Source organism: Acidovorax sp. SUPP3434 (assembly GCF_030159015.1).
Classification (GTDB): domain Bacteria; phylum Pseudomonadota; class Gammaproteobacteria; order Burkholderiales; family Burkholderiaceae_C; genus Paracidovorax.
In genome coordinates this window covers 195,898-217,460 of record NZ_BQXL01000001.1, presented here as the reverse complement: position 1 = coordinate 217,460, position 21,563 = coordinate 195,898, and the positions used below count along the sequence as shown (strand labels likewise).

The 21,563-nt window shown below is 69.8% G+C and carries 21 protein-coding genes; 6 read left to right on the top strand and 15 right to left on the bottom strand.

The features are described from left to right. Positions 1–8: 8 nt before the first annotated feature. The 15 genes from hutG to AVKW3434_RS00910 all read right to left on the bottom strand — a co-directional run bounded on the left by hutG (position 9) and on the right by AVKW3434_RS00910 (position 15,323). Positions 9–833: an N-formylglutamate deformylase gene (hutG, locus tag AVKW3434_RS00980; RefSeq protein ID WP_284403634.1), complete on the bottom strand. Its 825-nt coding sequence runs from the start codon at positions 831–833 to the stop codon at positions 9–11. Between the two features lie 50 nt (positions 834–883). Further along, positions 884–2,350, bottom strand: coding sequence for a formimidoylglutamate deiminase (locus AVKW3434_RS00975; RefSeq protein WP_284403631.1), 1,467 nt, complete (start codon positions 2,348–2,350; stop codon positions 884–886). Positions 2,351–2,408: 58 nt separating this feature from the next. Continuing rightward, positions 2,409–3,671 (bottom strand): imidazolonepropionase, encoded by a 1,263-nt coding sequence (gene hutI / locus AVKW3434_RS00970; protein WP_284403629.1) that lies wholly within the window; start codon positions 3,669–3,671, stop codon positions 2,409–2,411. A gap of 47 nt (positions 3,672–3,718) precedes the next feature. Next, the gene (locus tag AVKW3434_RS00965) at positions 3,719–4,339 is read right to left on the bottom strand and encodes a HutD/Ves family protein (protein ID WP_284403627.1); all 621 of its coding nucleotides are present in this window, start codon (positions 4,337–4,339) and stop codon (positions 3,719–3,721) included. Further along, the gene (locus tag AVKW3434_RS00960; RefSeq protein ID WP_284403625.1) at positions 4,336–5,199 is read right to left on the bottom strand and encodes a phytanoyl-CoA dioxygenase family protein; all 864 of its coding nucleotides are present in this window, start codon (positions 5,197–5,199) and stop codon (positions 4,336–4,338) included. The genes AVKW3434_RS00965 and AVKW3434_RS00960 overlap by 4 nt, the downstream gene beginning before the upstream one ends. Positions 5,200–5,236: 37 nt before the next feature. Continuing rightward, a complete protein-coding gene (locus AVKW3434_RS00955) occupies positions 5,237–6,031 on the bottom strand; it encodes an amino acid ABC transporter ATP-binding protein (protein WP_284403623.1) in 795 nt (264 codons plus the stop codon). Beyond that, positions 6,028–6,696: an amino acid ABC transporter permease gene (locus AVKW3434_RS00950; protein ID WP_284401841.1), complete on the bottom strand. Its 669-nt coding sequence runs from the start codon at positions 6,694–6,696 to the stop codon at positions 6,028–6,030. The genes AVKW3434_RS00955 and AVKW3434_RS00950 overlap by 4 nt, the downstream gene beginning before the upstream one ends. 50 nt (positions 6,697–6,746) lie before the next feature. Then, positions 6,747–7,523, bottom strand: a complete 777-nt coding sequence (locus tag AVKW3434_RS00945) for a glutamine ABC transporter substrate-binding protein (RefSeq protein WP_284401839.1) — start codon at positions 7,521–7,523, stop codon at positions 6,747–6,749. Positions 7,524–7,593: 70 nt separating this feature from the next. Beyond that, on the bottom strand, positions 7,594–8,343 hold the full coding sequence (locus AVKW3434_RS00940) for an IclR family transcriptional regulator (RefSeq protein ID WP_272563939.1): 750 nt from the start codon (positions 8,341–8,343) through the stop codon (positions 7,594–7,596). Between the two features lie 122 nt (positions 8,344–8,465). Next, positions 8,466–10,208: a urocanate hydratase gene (gene hutU / locus AVKW3434_RS00935; protein WP_284403620.1), complete on the bottom strand. Its 1,743-nt coding sequence runs from the start codon at positions 10,206–10,208 to the stop codon at positions 8,466–8,468. Positions 10,209–10,221: 13 nt separating this feature from the next. Then, on the bottom strand, positions 10,222–11,808 hold the full coding sequence (gene hutH, locus AVKW3434_RS00930; protein ID WP_284403618.1) for a histidine ammonia-lyase: 1,587 nt from the start codon (positions 11,806–11,808) through the stop codon (positions 10,222–10,224). 59 nt (positions 11,809–11,867) lie between these two features. After that, on the bottom strand, positions 11,868–12,653 hold the full coding sequence (gene hutC, locus AVKW3434_RS00925) for a histidine utilization transcriptional repressor HutC (RefSeq protein ID WP_284403616.1): 786 nt from the start codon (positions 12,651–12,653) through the stop codon (positions 11,868–11,870). Positions 12,654–12,676: 23 nt separating this feature from the next. Next, on the bottom strand, positions 12,677–13,462 hold the full coding sequence (locus AVKW3434_RS00920; protein WP_284403613.1) for an ABC transporter ATP-binding protein: 786 nt from the start codon (positions 13,460–13,462) through the stop codon (positions 12,677–12,679). Beyond that, positions 13,459–14,337 (bottom strand): ABC transporter permease, encoded by an 879-nt coding sequence (locus tag AVKW3434_RS00915; RefSeq protein WP_284403611.1) that lies wholly within the window; start codon positions 14,335–14,337, stop codon positions 13,459–13,461. The genes AVKW3434_RS00920 and AVKW3434_RS00915 overlap by 4 nt, the downstream gene beginning before the upstream one ends. Positions 14,338–14,357: 20 nt before the next feature. Further along, complete coding sequence (locus AVKW3434_RS00910) at positions 14,358–15,323, bottom strand: ABC transporter substrate-binding protein (protein WP_284403609.1); 966 nt, start codon at positions 15,321–15,323, stop codon at positions 14,358–14,360. 574 nt (positions 15,324–15,897) lie between these two features. On the opposite strand from AVKW3434_RS00910, the gene AVKW3434_RS00905 reads away from it, so the two are divergent. Genes AVKW3434_RS00905 through AVKW3434_RS00880 form a run of 6 tightly spaced genes read left to right on the top strand, consistent with a single transcriptional unit; the run spans position 15,898 to position 21,556 of the window. Further along, positions 15,898–16,740 (top strand): STAS domain-containing protein, encoded by an 843-nt coding sequence (locus tag AVKW3434_RS00905; RefSeq protein ID WP_284403607.1) that lies wholly within the window; start codon positions 15,898–15,900, stop codon positions 16,738–16,740. Between the two features lie 13 nt (positions 16,741–16,753). Beyond that, complete coding sequence (locus tag AVKW3434_RS00900; RefSeq protein WP_284401825.1) at positions 16,754–17,128, top strand: STAS domain-containing protein; 375 nt, start codon at positions 16,754–16,756, stop codon at positions 17,126–17,128. Beyond that, a complete protein-coding gene (locus AVKW3434_RS00895) occupies positions 17,118–17,522 on the top strand; it encodes an anti-sigma regulatory factor (protein WP_272563946.1) in 405 nt (134 codons plus the stop codon). The genes AVKW3434_RS00900 and AVKW3434_RS00895 overlap by 11 nt, the downstream gene beginning before the upstream one ends. Further along, positions 17,513–18,568 carry an ATP-binding SpoIIE family protein phosphatase gene (locus AVKW3434_RS00890; protein ID WP_284403604.1) on the top strand — a complete coding sequence of 352 codons (1,056 nt, stop codon included), beginning with the start codon at positions 17,513–17,515 and terminating at the stop codon, positions 18,566–18,568. Before AVKW3434_RS00895 ends, AVKW3434_RS00890 begins: the two co-directional genes overlap by 10 nt. 20 nt (positions 18,569–18,588) lie before the next feature. Next, positions 18,589–19,572: a sensor histidine kinase gene (locus AVKW3434_RS00885; protein ID WP_284403602.1), complete on the top strand. Its 984-nt coding sequence runs from the start codon at positions 18,589–18,591 to the stop codon at positions 19,570–19,572. A gap of 4 nt (positions 19,573–19,576) precedes the next feature. After that, positions 19,577–21,556 carry a hybrid sensor histidine kinase/response regulator gene (locus AVKW3434_RS00880; RefSeq protein WP_284404569.1) on the top strand — a complete coding sequence of 660 codons (1,980 nt, stop codon included), beginning with the start codon at positions 19,577–19,579 and terminating at the stop codon, positions 21,554–21,556. The last annotated feature ends 7 nt before the right edge of the window (positions 21,557–21,563 follow it).

Below are 21,563 nucleotides of genomic sequence, written 5' to 3'. Positions count from 1 at the left end.
GCGCGGCCTTACGCCCGAGCCCGGGTGCTAGCAAATTCCAGCACCGCTTCCAGCATGCGGTGCAGCACGGGCTGCACGCCGGCCGCCACCTCGGGCAGGTAGTCGAACGGCAAGGCTTCCTGCATGTAGCTGCACTGCGTCATCTCCAGCTGCACCGCGTGAACGTTGCGCGCAGGATCGCCGTAGTGCCGCGTGATGTGGCCGCCCTTGAACCGGCCGTTGAGCACCGCGGTGTACGCAGGGTCGGACTGCCCGATGCGCAGCAGCGCCTGCGCCAGCGCCGGGTCGCAGCTGGCCCCTTCGGCCGTGCCCAGGTTCAGGTCCGGCAGCTTGCCCGCAAAAAACCGCGGCAGCATGGAGCGGATGGAATGCGCATCCCACAGCATGGCCACGCCATGGGCGGCGCGCAGGCGCTCCAGCTCGGCGACCAGTTGCGCGTGGTACGGCGCCCAAATGGCATCGCGGCGCGCGGCGATCTCGGCGTCGTCCGGCACATCGCCCGCCTCCGCGTAGATCGGCGTGTCGTCGAAGGTGTCCACCGGGCACAGGCCCGTGACGCTTTGGCCGGGGTACAGGCTGGCGCCGTCCGGCGGCCGGTTCAGGTCGATCACATAGCGCGAATGCGTGGCCACCAGGATCGAGGCGCCGAGGTCGCGGGCAAAGCTGTAGAGCCGCTCCAGGTGCCAGTCCGTGTCCGGCACCTGGCGGGCCTCGTCCGTGAAGCGCGCAGCGATGTCCGGGGGCACGTGCGTGCCCACGTGGGGCATGGACACGAGCAGCGGCGCGGTGCCCTGGTGGAAGGTGAAGGGTGGCGGGGAATGGGTGGCGGTCATGCGATCGGGTCTGCGTTGGGGGCTTCGAAAGCCGAGGGCCGGCCGGTCGGTCAATGCCCGGCGCGGGTGATGGTGGCCGTGCGGGCCGCCACGAAGGCGGCGGCAGCACGGTCGTGCAGCGCGTGGCGCCCCGCGACAACGCGCGGCGTGCCGGCGGTCCAGAGGCTGTGCAGCGCCGAGGTGCGATGGCTGCCGAACACGTGCGCGCCCAGCATGCTGTCGGGCGGCAGGCCCTGCAGTGCGATGTGCTGCGCATCGAGCGCCACCAGATCGGCGCGCTCGCCCACCGTGATGCCGGCTGGAGCGCCGGGCGTGCAGCGGCCGCTGGCCTGCGCGCCGCCCTGCACCGCCTGCAGCGCCATGGCGGTGGCGACCTCGGGGTGGGCGCGGCTGGCCAGCACGTTGCGCTGGCGCAGGGACAGGCGCTGCCCGTATTCGAGCAGCATCAGCTCTTCCGCCGCGTTCACGCAGGCATGGCTGTCGGAGCCCACGCCCCAGCGGCCGCCGTCCGCCAGCCAGCGCGGCAGGTCGAACAGGCCATCGCCCAGGTTGGCCTCGGTGGTGGGGCACAGGCCGGCCACCGCGCCGGTGCGGGCGGCGCCCGCGTATTCGTCGGGCGTCATGTGGGTGGCATGCACCAGACACCAGCGCGCATCGACCGGCGCATGCTCCAGCAGCCATTGCACCGGGCGCTGGCCGCTCCAGGCGATGCAGTCGTCCACCTCCTGCGTCTGTTCGGCGATGTGGATGTGCACCGGCGCCGTTGCGTTCAGGGCCGTGAGGCCTTCGACCGCAATGCGCAGGCTGTCGGGCGGCACGGCGCGCAGCGAATGCGGGGCCAGGCCCAGGATGCCGCCCTGCGCGGCCACCACGGGCGCCAGGCGCTCCAGCAGCGCGAGCATGCTGTCGGTGCTGCGGATGAAGCGGCGCTGGTCCTCGCGCGGCGCGCGGCCGCCGAAGCCGCTGGTCTGGTACAGCACCGGCAGCAAGGTGATGCCGATGCCCGCGGCCTGCGCGGCACGCAGCAGCGCGAGCGACATGGCGGCGTCGTCGGCATAGGGCTGGCCTGCCGCGTCGTGGTGCACGTAGTGAAACTCGCACACCGCGGTGTAGCCCGCCTCCAGCATCTCCACATAGAGCCAGGTGGCGATCGCCTCCAAATGCTCGGGCGTGGTGCGCGCGGCAAAGCGGTACATGAGGTTGCGCCAGCTCCAGAAGCTGTCCTGCCCGCCGTCGGGCTGGGGCGCGCGGTATTCGGTCAGCCCGGCGAAGGCACGCTGGAAGGCGTGCGAGTGCAGGTTGGGCATGCCGGGAAGGACCGGGCCCGGCGCACGCGGCGCGGTGCCGGCGGCGCTGCCCGGCGCCACGGCGGTGAGCTGGCCCGCTGCATCCCACTGCAGCAGCACGTCGCGCGCCCAGCCGCCGGGCAGCAAGGCGTCCTGCGCGAACAGGGCGCCAGCGGGAGGCGTCCGCGGTGCAGAGGACTCGGCAGGCGGGGATGAAACGGTGGTGCTCATCAGTCAATGGCCTCGGGGCAGATGGGACATGAGAAAAAGGTCTTGGGCCACCGGTGCATCAAACCGTCGCCCGGGCGATGCGCCCCTGCCGCACGATGGTGTGCGCCGGCTTGTGCCCGAACCAGTAGGCCAGCTCCGCCGCCTCTTGAAAGGGCCACAGCACGAAGTTCGCCGGCCGCCCCGCGGCAATCAGTCCGTGCGAATCCTGCAGCCCCAGCGCGCGCGCGGCATGGGTGGTGATGCCGGCCAGCGCCTCGGGCACGGTCAGGCGAAACAGCGTGCACGCCATGTTGGCCATGAGCAGCAGGCTCAAAGCGGGCGAGGTGCCGGGGTTGTGGTCGGTGGAGACCGCCATGGGCACGCCGGCCTCGCGCAGCAGCGCGATGGGCGGCAGGTGCGTGTCGCGCAGCGTGTAGTAGGCGCCGGGCAGCAGCACGGCCACCGTGCCGGCGGCCCGCATGGCGGCGATGCCCTCGGCGGACAGGTGCTCGATGTGGTCGCATGACAAGGCGCCATAGCGCGCAGCGAGCGCCGCACCGCCCATGTCGGAGAGCTGCTCGGCATGCAGCTTGACCGGCAGGCCCAGCCGCTGCGCCGCCTGAAAGACCTGCTCGGTCTCGGCCAGCGTGAAGGCGATGCGCTCGCAGAACACATCCACCGCGTCGACCAGCCCTTCCGCGGCCAGCGCAGGCAGCATCTCCTGGCACACGTGGTCGATGTAGTCCTGGCTGCGGCCGGCGTATTCGGGCGGCAGCGCGTGCGCGCCCAGGAACGTGGTGCACACCGTGGTGCCGGTGGCCTCGCCCAGGCGGCGGGCCGCGCGCAGCTGCTTGCGCTCGTGCGCGGTCGCCAGGCCGTAGCCGGACTTGATTTCGATGGCGCACACGCCTTCGTCGAGCAGGGCCGACAGGCGCGGCAGGGCGAGGTCGAACAATTCGTCTTCACTGGCCTCGCGCGTGGCCCGCACCGAGGCGACGATGCCGCCGCCGGCCCGGGCGACTTCCTCGTACGAGGCGCCGGCCAGCCGCATGGCGAACTCGTTGGCGCGTTGCCCGCCGTAGACGAGGTGGGTGTGGCAATCCACCAGCCCGGGCGTGGCCAGCGCGCCGCGCGCGGCGTGGCGCGGCAAGGCGGCATGGGCCGCGGGCACCGCGGCCTCCGGGCCCACCCAGCGCACCACGCCCTGCTCCACCACCAGCGCCGCCGGCACGCCATCGGGCACCGGCACGTCGGCCACCGCCAGCCCGGGCGCCAGGTGCAGGGTGTGCCAGACCCCATCGGCGCTGGGCGCGTGGGCGAAGTCCTGGTGCGGCACGGTCATGCGATTCTCCCTTTTGCTATTAAATGCATAGCAGTATGCCCTAGTGATTATTGCGCCAGTGCCCGATTTGGCTGAAACCCCGGCACCAGCGCCACCCAGGCGATGGCCGGCGCGTCGGCCCCGCCGGCCTGCGGCTGGAGCGCGGCGCAGGCGCCGGCGGGCGCGGCGGTGGCCCACCACAGGCCCTGCCCCGGCCCGAAGACCTCGCCGCCCCGATGCCACCGGCCCGACAGCACCATGCACAGGCCGGCGGGCGTGCTGCCCGGCACGCACGCGTTCTGCAGCACCTGCACCGCGCCTTGCCAGCGCCTGTGCCGCAGCATGAGGTTGAAGTCGGTCGATGCGCCACCCAGCGGGATGCAGTCGATGGCCTGATCGCCCGCGAACGCCACGGGCTGCCAGCGCTCGTCCAGCGCATGGTCGATGCCCTCGTCCTCGGCGCGCAGGCGCACGCCGGCCCCGTCCAGCAGCATGATCTGGCGCTGCACGCCCTGGAAGGCCGAGAACGGCCCGGGCGCCGCGATGGTGGCCACGCTCACGCGCCACTCGAAGGCGTCCATGCCGGCGCCCGGCGGCCAGCAGGCCAGCTCGCGCGTGTCGCCGCCGCCGTTCTTCCACGGTGTGGGCGCGATGGCCGACAGGTCGAACCGCTGCAGCGCCGCCGTCATCCCGCCTCCCCCACCAGCAACGGAAAGAGCGGGTGCGCCATGGGTGCGCCGGCCGGCAGGGTGTCGGCCAAGCCGGGGAAATCGGGCGAGGTCTTCCAGGCGCGCGGCGCATGGCGCGTGTCGTCGCCCAGAAAGCGCACCGAGAACACGCGGCGACGCTGCGGCCCGGGCACACCGCCCGAGGCATGCAGGGCCAGCATGTGAAAGCACACCACGTCGCCGGGCGCGATCTCCCAGCCCAGGATGGGAAACGCCGTGCGGTCGGCCTCGATGTCGGGCAGCTCGGCCAGCGAGCCTTCGGGAAACCACCGCGCCTGCTGGTCCATGAAGGTGCGCGGCATGCGCCACGGCCCCCGGTGCGAGCCGGCCACGAACTCCAGCGTGGCCTCGCGCGCCACCGGGTCCACGGGAATCCACAGGCTCACGTTCTGGGTGCCGTCGATGTTGTAGTAGGGCTGGTCCTGGTGCCAGGGCGTGCGCTGGCGCGTGCCCGGCTCCTTGACCAGCACATGGTCGTGGTACAGCCGCACGCTGGCCGATTGCATGAGCCGCTGGGCGGCCCAGGCCACGGGCGTTTCGGCGATGAAGCGGCCGAAGGCGGGAATGTCCTGCCAGTTGCAGAAGTCCTCGAAGAACCGGCCCGGATCGTCCGGGCGGCTCGCCACCTTGGCGCGCGGGCTGGGCGCGGCCAGGTTGGCGTCGATGCCGCTGCGCAGCAGGGCCACTTCGCCGGGCGTCAGCAACTGGCGGATGCACACCGCGCCGTCGCGGGCGAAATCGGCCACGAGGGCGTCGGTCACGCGCTCGCGCAGCCGCTGCTGCAGGTCGTGCGGTGGCACCAGGGGGGTGGAAAGCGTCATGGCGAAGGCCTCACTCTCGGCGGCTTGGTGGGGGCGCTCAGGCGCGCGACAGCACGGCCTGCAGGAACGCGCGGGTGCGCTCCTGCGTGGGCTCGGTGAAGATCCTGGCGGGCGGGCCCGATTCGATGATGCCGCCGCCGTCCATCACCACCACCGTGTCGCCGACCTCGCGCGCGAAGTCCATCTCGTGCGTGACGACCATCATGGTCATGCCCTCGCGCGCCAGCAGCTTCATGACCTGCAGCACCTCGCCCACCAGCTCCGGGTCCAGGGCCGAGGTGGGTTCGTCGAACAGCATCACGCGCGGCTGCATGGCCAGGGCGCGGGCGATGGCGACACGCTGCTTCTGGCCGCCCGACAGGCTGGCCGGCATGGCCGCGGCCTTGTGGCCCAGGCCCACCTTGTCCAGCAAGGCGCGCGCCTGGCTCTCGGCCTCGGTTCGGGAAGCGCCGCGCAGCTTGCGCGGGCCCAGGGTGACGTTGTCGAGCACTGACAGGTGCGGGAACAGGTTGAACGACTGGAACACCATGCCCACCTCTTCGCGCAGGGCATTGAGCTCGCGCTCGGGCAGCATGCGGCCCTCGTCCACCAGGGTGCGCCCGCAGATGTCGATGCGCCCGCCCTGGGGCTGCTCCAGCCCGTTGCAGCAGCGCAGGAAGGTGCTCTTGCCCGAGCCGCTGGGCCCGATCACGACCACCACCTGCGACGGCTGCACGTCGAAGTCGATGCCGTTCAGCACCACGTGCTCGCCGAAGGCCTTGCGCAGGCCACGGATGCGCACGATGGGTGCCGCATCCGCAGCGGATGCCTGGGTCGATGGGGACTGCGTCATTGCACCATCCCCCCGGCGCGCAGGCGCAACTCGATGTGGCGCAGCACCAGCGTGGTCGCGCCGGTGAGCAGGAAGTACACGACCGCGATGGCCAGGTACACCTCCAGCGAGCGGTACGACACGCTGATGATCTTCTGCCCCTCGTGCATCAGGTCGTGGATGGTGAGCAGCGACACCAGCGCCGAGTTCTTGATGAGCGCGATGAACTCGTTGCCCAGCGGCGGAATCATGCGCACCACGGCCTGGGGCAGCACCACCCAGCGCATCGCCACGCCCGAAGACATGCCGATGGAGCGCGCGGCCTCCATCTGGCCCCGGTCGATGGACTGGATCGCACCGCGCACGATCTCGGACACGTACGCGCCCGAGTAGATGCCCAGCCCGATCACGCCGCACAGGAACGCCGGCAGCAGGATGCCGAACTGCGGCAGCCCGAAGAACAGGATGAACAGCTGCACCAGCAGCGGCGTGCCGCGGATGGCCGCCACATAGGCCGTGCACAGGCCATACACGATGCGGCGCCGGGGGTCGAGGCGGCCGATGCCCACCAGCAACCCCATCACGCAGCCCAGGAGCAGCGAGGCGGCCGTGATCTCCACGGTCACCAGCGCGCCCTCCAGCAGTTGGGGCCAGCCGGCCCACACGGGGGAAAAGTCGAGTTCCATCGCTCGGGTTCAGTGCTTGTCGATTCGGTCGGCGGCGGTGGTCCGCCGGCTCACTTGGCAGCCGGCGTGGCCGCGGTGGTGGCGGCGCTGCCGCTGAACCACTTCTTCACGATGGCCGCGTAGGTGCCGTCGGCCTTGAGCTTGGCCAGCGCGGCGTTCACCGCGCGGGTGAGCTCGGGCGTGTCCTTGCGCAGCGCCATGCCGTATTCCTCGGTGGTGAGCTGCTCCTCGATCACGCGCAGGCCGGGCCGGGTGCGCACGTACTGGTAGGCCGCGGGCTTGCCGGTGACGGCGGCGTCGGCGCGGCCGATGTCCACCAGGTTGAACATTTCCTGGTTCTTCTCGACCTCCACGCGCTGCGCCTTGGGGTAGTTCTGCGTGAGGAAGGCGACCGATTTGGTGCCCACCTGGACCGAGATCTTCTTGCCGTCCAGGTCGGCCGGCTTGCGGATGGTGGTGTTGCCTTCCTTGACCATGGCGACCAGGCCGCCGGCGTAGTAGGGCTCGGTGAAATCGACGACCTTCTTGCGCTCGTCGGTGATGTAGATGCCCGACACGGCCATGTCGAAGCGCCGCGAGATCAGGCCGGGGATCAGGCCCTTGAAGTCGATGTCCACCCACTCGACCTGCTTGCCCATGCTCTTGGCGACGGCCTCCACCAGCTCCACGTCGAAGCCGGTGCGCTTGCCGTTCTCGACGAACTCCATCGGCGGGAAGGTGGCATCGGTGGCCACTCGCAGCACGTTGTCTTGCGCGCGGGCGGCGCCGGCGCCCAGGGCGAACACGGCAGCCAGGCTGGCCAGGAGGAGATTGCGTCGGATGTTCATGGGAGTTTCCGGTGGGGGTGGGAGGAAGGGAAAGGCACTCGAGGGAAAAAGAAAAACGATGCGGCCGGGTTCAGTGCAGAACGAGTTGGCGCGAGATGCGGGCGGCCGCCACGACCACCATGCGGATCAGCGCGGCCTCCTGGCCCTGGGCCCGCATCACCGGCGCCATCAGCGTGATGGCGCCCGCGGCCTGGCGGGACGCGCCGAACAGCGGCACGCTGCAGCCCCAGACGCCGGGGTCCACTTCGCTCTCGCTGGTGGCGAAGCCCGCCTTGCGGATCGCCTCCAGCGCCTGCTGGGCGGCCTCGCGCTCGGGCGTGCCCGTGCCCCACTGGCTGTCGAGCACCGCATCGCGCGCGGCGGGCGGCAGATGGGCCAGCACGCACTTGGCCGAGGCGCCCGTGCGCAGCGGGACGCTGCGCCCCTTCTCAAACGAGCAGCGCAGCGAATGGTGGCTTTCCACCATGTCCAGGCAGATGGCCTGGTCGTTCACCGCGACGATCAGGCCGACGCTTTCCTGCGACTGCTGCGACAGTTCCACCATGCCGGGGCGCGCCTGCCGCACCAGGTGCGAAGCCAGGTCGAAGCCGAGGGCCAGCTGCAGGCTCAAAGGGCCCGGCGCATAGCCGCCATCGCTTTCCAGCACGAAGCCCCAGCGCTTCAAGCGCGCGAGCTGGCGGTACAGCGTGCTGCGCGCCATGCCGGTGTGCTCCATGAGCTCGGTCGCGGCCATCGCCCTGCCCTGCTGGGCCAGCACGGCCAGCACCTGGAGCACTCGGTCGGACGTCGCAACGGCGCTGGGCAATGCACTTCGGGTCATGCGTTCAGTATCGAAGGAAGCGGCCCGGGATCACACGCCCCCATTCCCGGCCATTGGGAATGGGGTTCCCCTTTTTCTCGCGGAATGGCGAAATTCCGTTTTCCGGCGGCCCTGAGGATGCCTCAGCGCACCATGGGAAGGTTCAGGCCCTGCCTGCGTGCGGTGGCCACCGCGATGTCGTAGCCCGCGTCGGCATGCCGCATCACGCCCGAGGCCGGGTCGTTCCACAGCACGCGCCCCAGGCGCGCGGCAGCCTCATCGGTGCCATCGGCCACGATGACCACGCCGGCATGCTGCGAATAGCCCATGCCCACGCCGCCGCCGTGGTGCAGGCTCACCCACGTGGCGCCGCCCGCCGTGTTGAGCAGCGCGTTCAGCAGCGGCCAGTCGCTCACCGCGTCGGTGCCGTCCTTCATGGCCTCGGTCTCGCGGTTGGGGCTGGCCACCGAACCGGTGTCCAGGTGGTCGCGGCCGATGACGATGGGCGCCTTCAGCTCGCCGCTCCTGACCATTTCGTTGAAGGCCAGCGCCGCCTTGTGGCGCTCGCCCAGGCCCAGCCAGCAGATGCGCGCGGGCAGGCCCTGGAAGGCGATGCGCTCGCGCGCCATGTCCAGCCAGCGGTGCGTGTGGTGGTTGTCGGGGAACAGCTCCTTGATCTTGGCATCGGTCTTGTAGATGTCCTCCGGGTCGCCCGACAGCGCCACCCAGCGGAACGGCCCCTTGCCTTCGCAGAACAGCGGGCGGATGTAGGCGGGTACGAAGCCGGGGAAGTCGAAGGCGTTCTTCACGCCCTCGTCGAACGCCACCTGGCGGATGTTGTTGCCGTAGTCCACCGTGGGAATGCCCATGGCCTGGAAGTCCAGCATGGCCTGCACGTGCACCGCGCACGACTGGGCGGCGGCCTTCTTCAGGGCGGCATGCTGCGCCGGGTCCTTCATCGCGGCCTGCCATTGCGGCACCGTCCAGCCGGCGGGCAGGTAGCCGTGGATCAGGTCGTGGGCGGAGGTCTGGTCGGTCACCAGGTCGGGTTTCAATCCGCCCGCCTTCGCACGGCGGACCAGTTCGGGCAGCACCTCGGCCGCGTTGCCCAGCAGCGCGATGGAGACGGCCTCCTTCGCGTTGCAGTGCTGCTGGATCAACTCCAGCGCATGGTCGATGTCGCGCGCCTGCTTGTCCACGTAGCGCGTGCGCAGGCGAAAGTCGATGCTGCTTTGCTGGCACTCGATATTGAGCGACACGGCGCCGGCCAGCGTGGCGGCCAGGGGCTGCGCGCCGCCCATGCCCCCCAATCCCGCCGTGAGGATCCACTTGCCGGAGAGGTCGTTGTCGTAGTGCTGGCGGCCGGCCTCGACGAAGGTCTCGAACGTGCCCTGCACGATGCCCTGGCTGCCGATGTAGATCCAGCTGCCGGCCGTCATCTGGCCGTACATGAACAGGCCCTTGCGGTCCAGTTCGTTGAAGTGTTCCCAGGTGCCCCACTTCGGCACCAGGTTGGAGTTGGCCAGCAGCACGCGCGGCGCGTTCTCGTGCGTCTTGAACACGCCCACCGGCTTGCCGGACTGGATCAGCAGGGTTTCGTCGGCCTCCAGCACCTGGAGCGACGACAGGATCTGGTCGTAGCAGGCCCAGTCGCGGGCGGCGCGGCCGATGCCCCCGTAGACCACCAGGTCCTGCGGGCGCTCGGCCACCTCGGCATCCAGGTTGTTCTGGATCATGCGGTAGGCGGCCTCGGCCAGCCAGTTCTTGCAGTTCAGCTGGCTGCCGCGCGGAGCGCGGATCACGCGCGTGGGGTCGTGGCGGGGGTCGTGGCGGGGGTCGGCGAGCGGGGCTGCGGCGGTGGAGAGGATGGCGTCGTTGGCGTTCATGGCAAAGGCTCCTTCACGAAATCTGGGAAACGAAGCTGGGCAGGTGGGCGGCCACGGGCGCGGGCCAGGCGGATTCCTGGGCCCAGCCGCGCATCGCCTCGATGTCGGTGGCGAGAAAGCGGTCCTGCTCCAGGAAGGCAACGCGCGCGCGGATGGCGGCGATCTGCGCTTCGATGAGCGGCGAGCTTTTCAGCCACGGGGTAGCGGCGGCGCCCGGTGCGGGCACGCGATCGAAGTCGATGCCCTGGGTGGCGGCCATGGCCTCGATGCCGACGACCACCGCCGTGTTGCGCACCATGTCGGTCAGGCGCCGCGCGGCGTAGGTGGCCATGGACACATGGTCTTCCTGGTTGGCCGAGGTGGGCAGACTGTCCACGCTGCCCGGGTGGGCCAGCGACTTGTTCTCGGACGCCAGCGCCGCGGCCGTGACCTGCGCGATCATGAAGCCCGAATTCACGCCGCTGTCGCGGATGAGGAAGGCCGGCAGGCCCGACAGGCCCGTGTCCAGCAGCAGCGCCAGGCGCCGCTCGGAGATGGCGCCGATCTCGGCCACCGCCAGCGCGATGATGTCGGCGGCGAAGGCCACCGGCTCGGCGTGGAAGTTGCCGCCCGAGATCACGTCGCCCGTTTCGGAGAACACCAGCGGATTGTCCGAGGCGGCATTGGCCTCGATCTGCAGCACGCGCGCGGCATGCTGCAGGTTATCGAGGCACGCGCCCATCACCTGCGGCACGCAGCGGATCGAATACGGGTCCTGCACGCGCCCGCAGTGCGGGTGCGACGGATCGATCTCGCTGCCCTCCAGCAGCGCGCGCACGGCGGCCGCCACGGCGATCTGCCCCGGCTGGCCACGCGCCTCGTGGATGCGCGCATCGAACGGCTTGACCGAACCCTTGATGGCTTCGAGCGACAGCGCGCCCGACACCAGCCCGGCCGCGAACACGCTCTCGGCGCCGAACAGCCCGGCCAGCGCGAGGGCCGTGGACACCTGCGTGCCGTTCAGCAGCGCGAGCCCCTCCTTGGGGCCGAGCACGAACGGCTCGCAGCCGATGGCCGCCATGGCCTCTCGGCCCGGCACCGTGCGGCCCTGCATCTTGGCCTGGCCCTCGCCGATCAGCACGCAGGCGAGGTGGGCCAGCGGCGCCAGGTCGCCCGAGGCGCCGACCGAGCCCTTGGCCGGGATCACGGGCAGCACGTCGGCATTGGCCAGGGCCAGCAGCGCATCGACGATCTCGGGCCGCACGCCGGAGTGGCCGCGCGCCAGGCTCACCGCCTTGGTGGCCAGCACCATGCGCACCACCGCATCGGGCAGCGGATCGCCGGTGCCCACGCTGTGCGACAGCACCAGGTTGCGCTGCAGTTCGGCCAGCCGGCCGTGGGCGATCTTCGTGCTGGCGAGCTTGCCGAAGCCGGTGTTGATGCCATAGACCACCTGGTCTTCTTCGACGATGCGCTGCACCGTGGCCAGCGAGGCCTGCATGCCGGCCTGCGCGGCCGGGTCCAGCGAAAGGCGCACGCCGCCCGCGCTCAAGCGCCGCAGTTCGCCCAGCGTGACGCGGCCGGGGTGCAGCACCAGGGTTTCAGGGGAGGAATCGGTCATCAAGTTCATCCTGTCTATACAAGTAGGTTCGAGCGAAAAGGAAGCAAATGAAGCGGCGGCTATCCGAACACGGGATTGCCGTCGGCCCGGAAGCGGCTGCCCAGGCGGTAGCGCGAGGCGGGGTGCAGGCAGCGCACCAGGGTCACCGGCACGCCGCGGCTCCAGGTGCGGCGGGTGAGCAGCAGGCACGGCTGGGCGGGCTCCATGCCCAGCAGCAGCGCCTGCTCCGGCGTGGGCAGCACGGCATCGACCACGTGCTCCACCTGGTCGAACGGCACGTTGCGCACCAGGAATTCCGAGGGCTGCAGCTGCGTGAAGTCCTGCTGTGCAAAGGTGGGCACCACGCGCGGGTTCACGTAGCGGTCCTCCAGCTGCACGGCCACGCCATCCTCGCGGTGCACGCACACGGCATGGAACACCGACTCGCCCGTGCGCAGGTCCAGCGCCGCGGCCACCTCCATCGCGGCCGACACGCGCTCCACCGTGAGCACGTCGCAGCGGTAGTCGTGCCCGCGCTGGCGGATCTCGCTGGCCAGGTTGGCGATCTGCAGCAGCGTGGACTGCGGCTTGTCCTCCGCCACGAAGCTGCCCACCCCGGCCACGCGCACGATGCGGCCCTGCTCGGACAGCTCGCGCAGCGCGCGGTTGACGGTCATGCGCGACATGCCGAACTGCAGCACCAATTCGCTCTCGGACGGCAGCCGGTCTCCCGCGCGCCAGGAGCCATCCTGGATCTTGCGGGCGATGAACTCTTTTACCTGCTGGTACAGCGCCAGCGCGGGCTCCACCGGCGCCGCGGCAGCGGATTCGGCTTCGGCGTTGGCACGGAGGGCGGCGGCGTTCATGTCGGCCGGTTTCTTCAAGCGGCTCAATGCAGGTCCGCCGCCATGGACTCGGCGCGGATCTCCTCGGTCAGCCGCGCCTTCAGGTCCATGAACTCGGGCGAGGTCTTCACGCGGTAGTGCCGCGGGTGCGGCAGGTCCACCGCCAGCTCGGTCTTGATGCGGCCCGGCCGGGCGCTGAACACCGCCACGCGGTTGGCCATGAAGATCGCCTCGTCGATGTCATGGGTGACGAACATCACCGTCTTGCGCTCGGTCTCCCAGATGCCCAGCAGCAGCTCCTGCATGAGCACGCGGGTCTGGTTGTCGAGCGCGCCGAAGGGTTCGTCCATCAGCAGGATCTTGGGGTCGTTGGCCAGGGCCCGGGCAATGGCCGTGCGTTGCTGCATGCCGCCCGACAGCTGCTTGGGGTAGTGCTGCTCGAAGCCGCGCAGGCCGACCTTGGCGATGAAGTACGCCGCCCGCTCCTTCTGCTGCGCCTCGGGCATGCCGCGCTCGCGCAGGCCGAAGCGGATGTTCTGCGCGATGGTGAGCCACGGAAACAGCGTGTAGCTCTGGAACACCATGCCGCGGTCGGCGCCGGGGCCGTCGATGCGCTGGCCGTCCAGCAGCACCTCGCCCGCGGTGGGAAAGTCCAGCCCCGCCACGATGCGCAGCAGCGTGGACTTGCCGCAGCCGGACGGTCCGAGGATGGTGACGAAGTCGTTCTCGCGCACTTCGAAATCCACCGGCAGCAGCGCCTGGGTGGCCTGGCCGCGCGTGCCGGCGAAGGTGCGCGATACGCCGCGAACGGAAAGCATCGGTGCGGTCATAGCGTGCTCCAGGCGAAGAGGCGGCGGTTGGCCGCCTTGAAGGCGAAGTCGGACACCAGCCCGATGACGCCGATCACGATGATGCCGAAGATGATCTGCCCCGTGTTCAGCAGTGCCTGACTGTCGGTGATCATGTGCCCGATGCCCGACGACGAGCCGATCAGCTCGGCCACGATCACGTAGGTCCAGGCCCAGCCCAGCACCAGGCGCAGGGTTTCCGCGATGCCGGGCGCGGCGCCGGGAATGAGCACGCGCCGCACGATGCCCGTGTTGCCCGCGCCCAGCGTGTAGGCCGCCTCGACCAGATCGCGCCGCGCGCCGCCCACGGTCACGGCCACCATCAGCGTGATCTGGAATACCGAGCCGATGAAGATGACGAGCAGCTTCTGCGCCTCGCCGATACCCGCCCACAGGATGAGCAGCGGAATGAAGGCCGAGGCCGGCAGGTAGCGGCAGAACGACACGAAGGGCTCGAAGAACGCCTCCACCGGCTTCCAGGCGCCCATGGCGATGCCCAGCGGCACCGCGACCACGGCCGCCAGCACGAAGCCGCCGAGCACGCGCCATACCGTCATGCCGATGTCCTTGTGGAAGCCGTATTCGGTGAACAGCAGGCCGCCTTCCTTGAGCATGGTGGCCGGACTGGCCAGGAAGGTGGGCGACACGAAGCCGCCCAGCGTGAAGAACGACCACACGGCGATGAACACCACGAAGAACGCCAGGCCCAGCACCCAGCGGGCGCGCGGGCTGACGGGCTCGAGCGGCGCCATGGCGCGGCGGCGAACGGGATTAAGGGCAGGCCCCGCCCGCAGCGCGGCAGGGGCGCTGGCGGACGGCCCCGCGGCAGGGTGGTGGGCGGCAGTCGTCGCGGGCATGGTGGCAGGCTCCCGTGGCATCACTGGATGAAGCTGGCGTCGAAGGTGGCTTCGAGTTTTTCAGGCGCCTTGCGGATCACGCCGGCCTCCAGCAGGATGGGCACCGACTCCTTCATGAACTGCATCAGCTCGCCGGCGAAGAACTTCTGGTTGGCTGCCTTGTCCTGCCAGCGCAAGTAGGCCGAAGACTTGGCGAACTGCTCGCCGCTTTGCTTGACGGCCGAGCCCATGATCTCGTTGGCCTTGGCCGGGTCCGCCTTGATCATCTCCAGCGCCTCGAAATACGAGTTGGCAAGGGCCTGCGCCGCCTTGGCGTTGGCCTTGAGCCAGGTGGGCGCGCAGCCCACGGTGTCCATCACCATGGGGTAGTCGATGGTGGTGGCCAGGATCTTGCCGGCCTGCGGGTTGGCGCGCACGGTGGACAGGTAGGGCTCGTAGGTCATGGCGGCATCGTTCTGGCCGGACACGAAGGCCTGCGCAGCGGGCTGGGGTTCGAGCGAGACGGTCTTCACGTCCTTGAGCGTCATGCCGTTCTTGTTCAGCATCCAGGCCAGGCCGAAGTACGGCGCGGTGCCCGGCGCGCTCACGCCGATGGTCTTGCCCTTGAGGTCGGCGAAGCCCTTCACGTCGTTGCGCACGGCCAAGCCGTCGGCGCCGTAGGATTTGTCCATCTGGAAGATCTGCACGATGGGCACGCCGTTGGCGTTCCAGGCCACGTGCGTTTCCACCGTCGTGGCCGCACACTGGATCGCCTCGGAGGCCAGGGCCAGGTGGCGGTCTTTCTGCGGAATCATCTTGAGTTCCACATCCAGGCCGTTCTTCTTGAAAATGCCCGCCTTGTCGGCCAGCGTGAGCGGCGCGAAGCCCGTCCAGCCCGACATGCCCAGCGCAATCTTCACGTTCTGCGCCTGGGCCTGCAGGGACACCCCCGCCACACAAACGCCCGCCACCGCCAGCGACACCATTTTCAAAACCGATCGGCCCATCATCTGCTCCTCACAAGAAAAGATCGAGTCGCGCACCTGGAAGGCACGCGCCGCATTGCTCCGACGCCCGGAATGATGGCGGTGCGACAGGCCTGTCTATACAGGGTTACTACGCACAAGCCCTGATTTGGGCACGCACATTCCCACCGGGCGGGAGCCCCGGAGGCGGTCGATTTCTCGCGCCGGTCCGGGTGACGGGTGGGCTTGCAAGATCGGGGCCCGGCCGGCGCCCAGGCGAGCCGATCCGACGACATTCCGGCAAACGCTACCATTTTCATAGCAAAGAAGGCATGAAATATCCCGGCAACGGCCCTGTTTCGATCCCAAAGGCCCCATCGCCGGCGGCAGGCGGCCACCGGCGCCACCGCTGCGGCGACCGGCGCAGGCCCGCACCGAAGGGCCCGGCCTGGTGCACCCCGCGCATCGCCATCCCACCGACTGCCCCAGCGCTGTGCGTCCCGGGCGCGCTTGCCGCGGAAAGTAGGTACAAGCCCGGTGCCCGCGCAGGGCAAGCCGGCGTGGCACGGGGGCCCCGCCCGTTAGAATTTGTTTTTATCTAGAAAAGCGCCCTGCCATGAAGCAGCAACACCCGGCCCTTCTTTCCCTTCTGGAAACCCACGAAGCCGCCATCCTGGACGAGTGGTTGGCCGAGGCAGGCGCCCAAGATCCCACCCACCAGCGCGCCACGGCGGCGCAAGCGCGAGAACTGCTGCAGCTGCTGCGCAGCGCGCTGCAGGCCGGCGGCGACGCGCAAGGCCCCAATGGCCCGGCCTGGCAAGGCATGAACGAGGCGCTCGAAGCGCTCTCGCGCTCGCGGGCCTCGCGCGGCCAGACGGCTGGCGAGACCAGCGTGTTCGTCCAGGCCATGAAAAAACCCCTCTTCACGCTGCTGCAGCAAACGGTGCCCGCCACCGCCGACCTCGTTCCGGCCCTGTGGTCCGCCACGGCGCTGGTCGACCAACTGGCCCAGCGCACGGCCAACACCTTCCAGCAGGCGCGCGAGGACATCATCCGCCGCCAGCAGGAAGAGTTGCTGGAGCTGTCCACCCCCGTGGTGAAGCTCTGGGACGGCGTGCTGGCCGTTCCCATGATCGGCGTGCTGGACAGCAACCGCACCCAGGTGGTCATGGAAACGCTGCTGCAGCGCATCCTGGAGACCGAGTCGGAACTCGCCATCATCGACATCACCGGGGTGCCCACCGTGGACACGCTGGTGGCGCAGCATCTGCTCAAGACCGTGGCAGCCATCCGGCTCATGGGCGCGGACTGCATCATCAGCGGCATCCGCCCGCAGATCGCACAGACCATTGTGCACCTGGGCATCGACCTGCAAGGCATCTACACGCGCGCCAATCTGGCGGACGCGCTGTCGCTGGCGCTGCAGAAGACCGGCTGGCGCATCACGCGCGCCGCCTGATCCGAGGCACCCCATGGACCGCATTCCCATTCTTCGCATGGGCGAAACCCTGCTGGTCACCATTCAGGTGGACATGCAGGACCGCACCGCCATGCAGCTGCAGGACGACCTGGCCGACCGCATCGCCAAGACGGGCGCCACGGGCGTCATGATCGACATCTCGGGCCTGGAGATCGTGGACTCGTTCGTCGGGCGCATGCTGAGCAGCATCTCCGGCATCGCGCGCATTCTCTCGGCCCACACGGTGGTGGTGGGCATGCAGCCCGCCGTGGCCATCACCCTGGTGGAACTGGGCCTATCGCTGGAAGGCGTGCGCACCGCACTCAACGTGGAGCGCGGAATGCAATTGCTGGAGCGCATCCGCCAGGAGCCACCCCTTGTCCGCTGATCCCGCCGGCACGTTGCCGATCGCGTCGGAGCAGCACATCGTCGCCTGCCGGCAGACGGTCCGCGTCCTGTGCACGCAGCTGAAGTTCTCGCTGGTGGACCAGACGAAGCTCATCACGGCGGCCAGCGAGCTGTCGCGCAACACCCTGGTGCACGGTGGCGGTGGCCGCATGCGCTGGGAAACCCTGGAGCGGCAGGGCCGCCATGGCCTGCAGCTGCATTTCGAAGACGAGGGGCCGGGCATCTCCGACCTGAAGCTCGCCCTGACCGATGGCTGGACCTCGGGCGGCGGTATGGGCCTGGGGCTGCCGGGCAGCCGGCGCCTGGTCAATGAGTTCGACATTCACACGGCCCCTGGCGAAGGCACCCGCGTGAGCATCACCAAATGGAAGTAGCCGCCCCCACGGGCAACGCCCCCCAGTTGCTGATGGGATGGACGCACACGGCCTTCGCGATGGGTGACACCAGCTGCGTGGGTGAAGCACGGCGCTTCGCCGCCCACGCGAGTGCCGAGATGGAATGGGGCGACACCGACAGCGGGCGCCTGTCCATCGTGGTGACCGAGCTGGCCAACAACCTGCACCTGCACGCCCACGAGGGCCGCTTGCTGATCGCGGCCGTGCCGGCGCTCGACCTGGTGGAGGTGATCGCCATCGACCACGGGCCCGGCATAGAGGATCTGCCGCTGTCCATGCGCGACGGCTACTCCACCGGTGGCACGCAGGGCGCCGGGCTGGGTGCGGTCCGGCGGCTGGCGGACGATTTCGATATCCACTCGTCCGTGCCGCAGGGCACGGTGTGCGTGGCCCGCGTGCGCCAGCACCGGGAGGCGGGCGATGCGCCAGCCGCCCTGCCTCAGACCCTGCGGGTGGGGGCCATCCGGTTGCCGCTGGCGGGCGAGACCGTGTGCGGCGACGCCTGGGCCGCGGCCCTGGACGGCCCCCGGGCCGCGCTGCTCGTGGCCGATGGCCTGGGCCATGGCAGCGAGGCCGCCAAGGCGTCCGGCGCGGCGGCGGACCTGTTCCTGCAGGCCCCCTTCGGCGACCTGCGCGAGCAGATCGAAAGCATGCATGCCGAACTGCAATCCACGCGGGGCGCCGCCGTTTGCAGCCTGCGGCTGGATGCCACGGCGGCCACCGTGCGCAGTTCGGGCGTGGGCAACGTGGTGGCCCGCGTGGTCACGGGCCTGTCGGACCGCTCGGTCGTCACGCAGCACGGCACGGTGGGCCTGACCATGCGCCGGCCGCAGGAGACCACCACCGAGCTGCCGCCGTATGCGCTGCTGGTGGTGCACAGCGACGGCATCGAAACCCGCTGGCATCCCGCCAGCATCCAGCGCCTGCTGGGCAGCGATCCCACCCTGGTGGCCGCCGTGCTGCTGCGCGATCACCACCGGGCGCGCGACGACGCGACCGTGGTGGTGATGCAGTGCATCGATTGACCCGAAGCACGAAAGACACCATGGACCGCACCTCCGACCTCATTTCCGACCGCACCTCCGAGGAACCCGCCACGCCGGCACCGACGCCGGCCCCCGCCGCTGCGCCCCAGGAATCCATCGAGGCGCTGCGCGCCGCCCTGGCCGACAGCCAGCGAGAAGTCCAGGAGCTGAGCGCCGAGCTGGAGGAAACCAACCGCGGCGTGGTCGCGCTGTATTCCGAACTGGACGCGCAGGCCGACCAGCTGCAAAAGGCCACGGAGATGAAAAGCCGTTTCCTGGCCTACATGAGCCACGAGTTCCGCACCCCCATCAACTCCATCCGCAGCATTGCCCGCCTGCTGGCAGACCACGTGGACGGGCCGCTCAACGCAGAGCAGGCCCGCCAGGTGGGATTCATCCAGAGCACGGCCAGCGAGTTCGCCGACATGGTGGACGACCTGCTCGACCTGGCCAAGATCGAGGCCGGCCGCGTGGAAATCTCGCCCGCCTGGTTCGACATGCTGGACCTGTTCCAGGCCCTGCGCGGGATGTTCCGGCCGGTGCTGACCAACCCGGACGTCAACCTGTTCTTCGACGAGCCTCAGGGCATCGCGCCGCTGTACACGGACGACCGCAAGCTGTCGCAGATCCTGCGCAACTTCATTTCCAATGCGCTCAAGTTCACGCCCCGGGGCGAAGTGCGGGTATCGGCCCACGCCGTGGAAGGCGACCGCGTGCGCTTTTCGGTGACGGACACGGGCATCGGCATCGCGCCCGAATTCCATTCGAGCGTGTTCGACGACTACACGCAGATCGGCTCGTCGCTGCAAAAACGCCTGCGCGGCACCGGCCTGGGGCTGGCCGTGAGCCGCCAGCTGGCCGAGCTGCTGGGCGGCACGGTCACGCTGGAGAGCGCGCTGGGCAGCGGCTCGGTGTTCTCGCTGACGCTGCCGCTGCGGCTGCCGGGCAACGAAGCAGCGGCCACGGGGGCTCCCGCAACCACCGAGGGCGGTCCCCATGGGTAACGGCATGCAGGACGTCAGCGCCATCCACACGACCATCGACCGCGCCGCGCACACGGTGCTGGTGGTGGACGACAACCCGGTCACGCGCTACTCCACCGTCCGGGTCATCCGCGCTGCCGGTTTTCAGACCGTGGAGGCCGACAACGGCACCGAGGCCATCCGCCTGGCGGCCACTGGCGTGTCGGCCGTGGTGCTGGACGTGCACCTGCCCGACATCGACGGCTTCGAGGTCTGCCGCATCATCCGCCAGCAGGAAGCCACCGTCCTGCTGCCGGTCACGCACCTGTCCGCCGCCCACGTGCACAGCGAAGACCGGGTGACCGGCTTGAACGCGGGGGCCGACGCCTACCTCACGCACCCGGTGGAGCCGGCGCTGCTGGTGGGCACGCTGCAGGCGCTGATCCGTGCGCGCATGGCCGAAGACGGCCTGCGCCGCAGCGACCGCCGCTTTCGCGCCATCTACAGCCAGGCGCTGGCGGGCATCGGCCTGATCCAGCCCGACGGCCGTTTCACCGACGTCAACCCCGCCATGATGCGGCTGCTGGACCGCTCGCGCGAGGAGCTGCTGGGCCACCCCATCAGCGACTTCGCGCCGCCCGGCTGGCTGGACTTCATCACCGAAAAAACCGTGGGGGGAGAGCGGGGCCAGCCCTGGCAGGGCGAGTTTCCGCTGCAGCGCCCCGACGGCGCATGGGTGTACCTGGAGTGGAGCATCTCGGCGCACGTGGAGCCCGGCCTGCGCATGGCGATCGCGGCCGACATCTCCGAGCGCATGGAACTCGACTCCCGCCGCCAGGACGTGCTGGAGCGCGAGCAGGCGGCCCGCGCTACCGCCGAGCGGCTGAGCCGCACCAAGGACGATTTCATTGCGGTGCTCTCGCACGAACTGCGCACTCCGCTGAACGCCATCGCCGGATGGGTGCACATCCTCAAGCGCCGCGGCGGCACGCCCGAACTGCTCAAGGGCCTGGACTCCATCCACCGCAACGTGAAGGCGCAGGCGCGCATCATCTCGGACATCCTCGACGTGTCGCGCATCAACAGCGGCAAACTGCACCTGGAGCGGGAATGGATCGACCCCGTCGAATCGGTGCGCTCCTCCATCGACGCGCTGCAGGCCTCGATCGCCGAAAAGCGTCTGGACGTGGTGCTGGCCGTGCAGGACGCGAATGCCCCCGCCTGGCTGGACCCGACGCGCTTTCAGCAGATCTTCTGGAACCTGCTGACCAATGCCATCAAGTTCTCCAACGACGGCGCGCGCATCGATGTGTCGCTACGGCGCGAGAAGGGCCTGCTCACCCTGTCCGTGCGGGACTACGGGCGCGGCATCGCCAGCGAATTCATCGACCACCTGTTCGACCGGTTCACGCAGAGCGACTCGCCCGACAACCGCCGCCACGGCGGCCTGGGCCTGGGGCTGTCCATCGTCAAGCAGCTGGCCGAACTGCACGGCGGCCGTGCGACCGCTGTGAGCGCCGGGCTTGACCAGGGCACCACCATGCAGGTGATGCTGCCGGTGGACCACAAAGGGGGTGACACGGCCCGCGCCGCGCCCCGGGGCGACGATGCCCCGGCCGATCCGCCGATGAACGACCGGCCCCTGGCGGGCCTGGACATCCTCATCGTGGAAGACCACCCCGATGCGCGCGAAATGCTCACCGTGGTGCTCACCGATGGCGGCGCGCGCCTGCGCGAAGCCGGCGACTACGACGCGGCCATGCAGGCCCTGGCCGAACGCTGGCCCGACGTGCTGGTCTGCGACATCGGACTGCCCGGGCGCGACGGCTACGACCTGGTCCGCAGCCTGCGTTCGCTGCCCCTGCCCGAAGGCAAGGTCCAGCCGATTGCCATCGCGCTGACCGCCTTCTCCCGCGCGCAGGACGCGCAGCGGGCCCTGGAAGCGGGATTTGACGCGCACCTGGGCAAGCCCTTGCAGCCCCATGCCCTGATGGCCACCATCAACCGACTGGCCGATTCACGCTGACTTTTTG

What these genes read in the sequence shown, in the direction of transcription:
- AVKW3434_RS00950 (WP_284401841.1), bottom strand. Translation starts at nt 6,696, where the DNA reads ATGGAACTCGACTTTTCCCCCGTGTGGGCCGGCTGGCCCCAACTGCTG.
- hutU (WP_284403620.1), bottom strand. Translation starts at nt 10,208, where the DNA reads ATGAACGCCAACGACGCCATCCTCTCCACCGCCGCAGCCCCGCTCGCC.
- hutH (WP_284403618.1), bottom strand. Translation starts at nt 11,808, where the DNA reads ATGACCGATTCCTCCCCTGAAACCCTGGTGCTGCACCCCGGCCGCGTC.
- AVKW3434_RS00900 (WP_284401825.1), top strand. Translation starts at nt 16,754, where the DNA reads ATGGACCGCATTCCCATTCTTCGCATGGGCGAAACCCTGCTGGTCACC.
- AVKW3434_RS00915 (WP_284403611.1), bottom strand. Translation starts at nt 14,337, where the DNA reads ATGCCCGCGACGACTGCCGCCCACCACCCTGCCGCGGGGCCGTCCGCC.
- hutG (WP_284403634.1), bottom strand. Translation starts at nt 833, where the DNA reads ATGACCGCCACCCATTCCCCGCCACCCTTCACCTTCCACCAGGGCACC.
- AVKW3434_RS00940 (WP_272563939.1), bottom strand. Translation starts at nt 8,343, where the DNA reads ATGACCCGAAGTGCATTGCCCAGCGCCGTTGCGACGTCCGACCGAGTG.
- AVKW3434_RS00960 (WP_284403625.1), bottom strand. Translation starts at nt 5,199, where the DNA reads ATGACGCTTTCCACCCCCCTGGTGCCACCGCACGACCTGCAGCAGCGG.
- AVKW3434_RS00920 (WP_284403613.1), bottom strand. Translation starts at nt 13,462, where the DNA reads ATGACCGCACCGATGCTTTCCGTTCGCGGCGTATCGCGCACCTTCGCC.
- AVKW3434_RS00890 (WP_284403604.1), top strand. Translation starts at nt 17,513, where the DNA reads ATGGAAGTAGCCGCCCCCACGGGCAACGCCCCCCAGTTGCTGATGGGA.
- AVKW3434_RS00885 (WP_284403602.1), top strand. Translation starts at nt 18,589, where the DNA reads ATGGACCGCACCTCCGACCTCATTTCCGACCGCACCTCCGAGGAACCC.
- hutC (WP_284403616.1), bottom strand. Translation starts at nt 12,653, where the DNA reads ATGAACGCCGCCGCCCTCCGTGCCAACGCCGAAGCCGAATCCGCTGCC.
- AVKW3434_RS00965 (WP_284403627.1), bottom strand. Translation starts at nt 4,339, where the DNA reads ATGACGGCGGCGCTGCAGCGGTTCGACCTGTCGGCCATCGCGCCCACA.
- AVKW3434_RS00955 (WP_284403623.1), bottom strand. Translation starts at nt 6,031, where the DNA reads ATGACGCAGTCCCCATCGACCCAGGCATCCGCTGCGGATGCGGCACCC.
- AVKW3434_RS00880 (WP_284404569.1), top strand. Translation starts at nt 19,577, where the DNA reads ATGCAGGACGTCAGCGCCATCCACACGACCATCGACCGCGCCGCGCAC.
- AVKW3434_RS00945 (WP_284401839.1), bottom strand. Translation starts at nt 7,523, where the DNA reads ATGAACATCCGACGCAATCTCCTCCTGGCCAGCCTGGCTGCCGTGTTC.
- AVKW3434_RS00905 (WP_284403607.1), top strand. Translation starts at nt 15,898, where the DNA reads ATGAAGCAGCAACACCCGGCCCTTCTTTCCCTTCTGGAAACCCACGAA.
- hutI (WP_284403629.1), bottom strand. Translation starts at nt 3,671, where the DNA reads ATGACCGTGCCGCACCAGGACTTCGCCCACGCGCCCAGCGCCGATGGG.
- AVKW3434_RS00910 (WP_284403609.1), bottom strand. Translation starts at nt 15,323, where the DNA reads ATGGGCCGATCGGTTTTGAAAATGGTGTCGCTGGCGGTGGCGGGCGTT.
- AVKW3434_RS00975 (WP_284403631.1), bottom strand. Translation starts at nt 2,350, where the DNA reads ATGAGCACCACCGTTTCATCCCCGCCTGCCGAGTCCTCTGCACCGCGG.